General features: G+C 32.4%; 4 protein-coding genes. 1 reads left to right on the plus strand and 3 read right to left on the minus strand.

The features are described 5' to 3' along the window. Nucleotides 1-965 (plus strand): hypothetical protein (locus IM509_RS08180; RefSeq protein WP_287716782.1); only part of this gene is annotated, 965 nt, incomplete at its 5' end. Between the two features lie 124 nt (nt 966-1,089). Here IM509_RS08180 and IM509_RS08185 read toward each other — a convergent pair. From IM509_RS08185 to IM509_RS08195, 3 genes are all read right to left on the minus strand, one after another. Continuing rightward, nucleotides 1,090-1,374 (minus strand): type II toxin-antitoxin system RelE family toxin, encoded by a 285-nt coding sequence (locus IM509_RS08185; protein WP_185237097.1) that lies wholly within the window; start codon nt 1,372-1,374, stop codon nt 1,090-1,092. Next, the gene (locus tag IM509_RS08190; RefSeq protein ID WP_002734104.1) at nt 1,349-1,576 is read right to left on the minus strand and encodes a hypothetical protein; all 228 of its coding nucleotides are present in this window, start codon (nt 1,574-1,576) and stop codon (nt 1,349-1,351) included. The genes IM509_RS08185 and IM509_RS08190 overlap by 26 nt, the downstream gene beginning before the upstream one ends. 512 nt (nt 1,577-2,088) lie before the next feature. Then, nucleotides 2,089-2,679: a Uma2 family endonuclease gene (locus IM509_RS08195; protein ID WP_287716784.1), complete on the minus strand. Its 591-nt coding sequence runs from the start codon at nt 2,677-2,679 to the stop codon at nt 2,089-2,091. Nucleotides 2,680-3,163 lie beyond the last annotated feature (484 nt).

The following is a 3,163-nucleotide window of genomic DNA, read 5'->3' on the forward strand; positions in this document are numbered from 1 at the left end:
GTCCTTTTAATATAAAAGTTGCTTCTCTGACTATGCGAAATTTTAATCTTGCAGAAGTGGGAGAATTATATCAACAACATACAGCAGCAGCAGGACAAATTTTTACACCAGAAGCAATAGAAACAGCTTATGATTTAACCCAAGGACAACCTTGGTTAGTCAATGCTTTAGCTAAAGAAATTGTAGAAAAAATGGTAAAAGATAAAAGTATTACTATTACCAAAAAACATATTTTAACAGCCAAAGAAATATTAATAGCTCGTCAGGATACTCACTTGGATAGTTTAGCGGAAAGATTAAGAGAACCAAGAATCAAAGCCATTATTGAACCGATGTTAGCAGGTTTAGAATTAGGAAATATACCTAATGATGATATTCAATTTGTCATTGATTTAGGATTATGTAAAATGCACCCTTATGGAGGTTTAACTATTGCTAATCCCATTTATCGAGAAGTGTTACCTAGGGTGTTAACAGTCACACCAATGGCATCTTTACCCATGATTGCACCCACTTGGTTAACCCCAGAGGGTGAATTAAATCTAGATGCTTTATTAACAGCATTTCTCAAATTTTGGCGACAACAGGTCGAACCATTATTAGGTAGCACTGGTTATCATGAAATCGCTCCACATATAGTATTAATGGCTTTTTTACATCGTGTGGTGAATGGTGGAGGAGTTTTAGAAAGGGAATATGCAATTGGTAGTGATAGAATGGATTTATGTTTGCAGTATAAAGATGTAATTTTAGGGATTGAATTGAAGGTGTGGAGAGATAAAAAACGCGATCCCCAAGCTGATGGAATTGAACAAATAGAATCTTATTTAGGGCGTTTGGGTTTAGATTTTGGTTGGTTATTTATCTTTGATAGACGGAAAAATGCTTTACCTATGGAGGAGAGATTATCCACTGAGGTGGTGGTGACGGAAAACCAATATAAAATTACTGTGATTAGAGCTTGAGTGTTTTAAATGAAGTATTTTTGGAAACAATGCTTTTTTCAAAGATATTTAACGGTGAATTTATAAAGTACGTTGCATTTCATTAACGCACCCTACAGAATTGGCTGCTTAATTTTTATTTCAGCTATTCATAAACTTTACTTATATGGGCGATAAAAATTATTGTTACCAGTTTTAAATCATCATTAATTTCATGAATAACTCTATAGTCATCTACTCGATAACGATAATAACCTGATAACTCACCTTTGAGAGATTTTATATTAGGATGATTACGAGGATTAATTTTTAAACGTTCAAAACATCTATCTAACTTTTTTTGTAAAGTAGCAGAAGCAGATTCAAAAAACTCCCCTGCATCAATACTAATAACAACAGTATAATTAATATTTTCGTTTAAGTTTGTCAACAGTAATCACCTTTCCTTGTTTTACATTTTCTCTAGCATGATCAAAATTTTCTTTAAATCCTACAATCTCTAATAACTCTTGAGTAGCATCATCTTCTCTTGTTGCCAAATATGCTAAAAAATCAACTGCTACGAGTAATTTTTCTGGTGACAGTTGTTCAACATATTTTTGGATTTGTTCACGAAGTTCTAACGTATTCATAGATTATTTTGGTTATTTACCCAATTTGATTATATCTGATTCTGATAAAATTTAGATCCCCGACTTCTGTTATTAATCTTCTCATGTAATAGATAATTTGTAGGGTGTGTTAGCGACAGCGTAACGCACCTCATATTTACTAAATAATTTATTTTATTATGTTTTTTAAAATCTCCTTCAATAATAATGGTGCGTTACGTCGCGTATTTAATTTATTTGTACGTTTTATAATCTTTTTGCGCTCCTAACGCACCCTACAAACTACTAAAGGGGAGCATCTCATTTATGCAAGTGAGTAATTACACTTATCCCTAAAACTGTTTTCTAGCAAGGCTTTCAAAATAGCTTGACATAAAAACCTGATTTAGGGGTTACAAAGGTGAGATGCTCCCCTATTAAAGCGATACTGTCTCGCACATTTTCTTGGTCAATTGTGATTATAGTTGGGTAATTTTTGGCTCTCTTGGAGTTATGGTGATAAAAAAATCTTAAAAAATCACCATTTTATATTGTTATGTTGATTCAATATTTTTTATCCCTGCTCTAAATTCCCGCAGTGCTTGAGCATGATTTTCTGTATTAATACAACGCATCAATAAACCTACATCTAAACTCGGTAAAAGTTGCGATTTACTAACAGCCTCATGTCCCTCATTTCCTAAACTATAAAACAATAACTCGTCGTTCATCCAAAACCAAACTTCAGGGATTTGTAAGCGTTTGTATGCTTCCAGTTTATTAATTCCTCCACTACTAACAACCACCTCAATCACTAAATCAGGATGTTTTCTATTTGCTCCCAATTCATAGGATTCATCACCTTCTCTTTTAACCTTTTCAAATTCATTTTCTAGGGTGACAGAACCAGTAGGAGTAAAATCTAATCCCAAAAATTCTAAATAAATTTCTACTAAAGAAGCAATACGTTTTTTGATAGTTTCGTGTTTTTTCCCTGGCATTTTTCTAATCTCCAAAACTCCATCTAAAAAAGATAACCTTAACCCTGGGCGATCGATTAGCTGTTCAACAGCTTTAAATTCTCTCCAGGTTAAGTCACTAATTAAAATTGGTTCTGCTTCTCGTTCGATTAGTGTAGTTATCATGATTTAAACCCAAATTTAGAGCGTGAATTTTTTCTCAGCATGATATCAGATAAAAACAGATGATCATGGAAAATATCATAGTCTAACAAACTACCCTTAATCATACCATAGCCAGTAAACCTTTTGAGAATACCAAATCATCAGACCTCTTGTAAAAATCAAAAATTGTTGTTAGGATTAGAAGTCAGTAGTCAGGAGAATTAAGAATGAATAATAATCAATTAAATGGTCTATTTACAGATTTTAGACAATCTAATCCTTATTTTTGACGTTTTTGAACGAACCATCAAAAATTAATTATGCAAGAGACATTATCTAAATTACTTGTTAATACTGCACACTTAAAACTCAAATCTGATAACTGATAACTGATAACTGATAACTGATAACTGATAACTGATAACTGATAACTGATAACTGATAACTGATAACTGATAACTGATAACTGATAACTGATAACTGATAACTGATAACTGATAACTGA

Source organism: Microcystis sp. M31BS1, from assembly GCF_020245285.1.
Lineage (GTDB): Bacteria > Cyanobacteriota > Cyanobacteriia > Cyanobacteriales > Microcystaceae > Microcystis > Microcystis panniformis.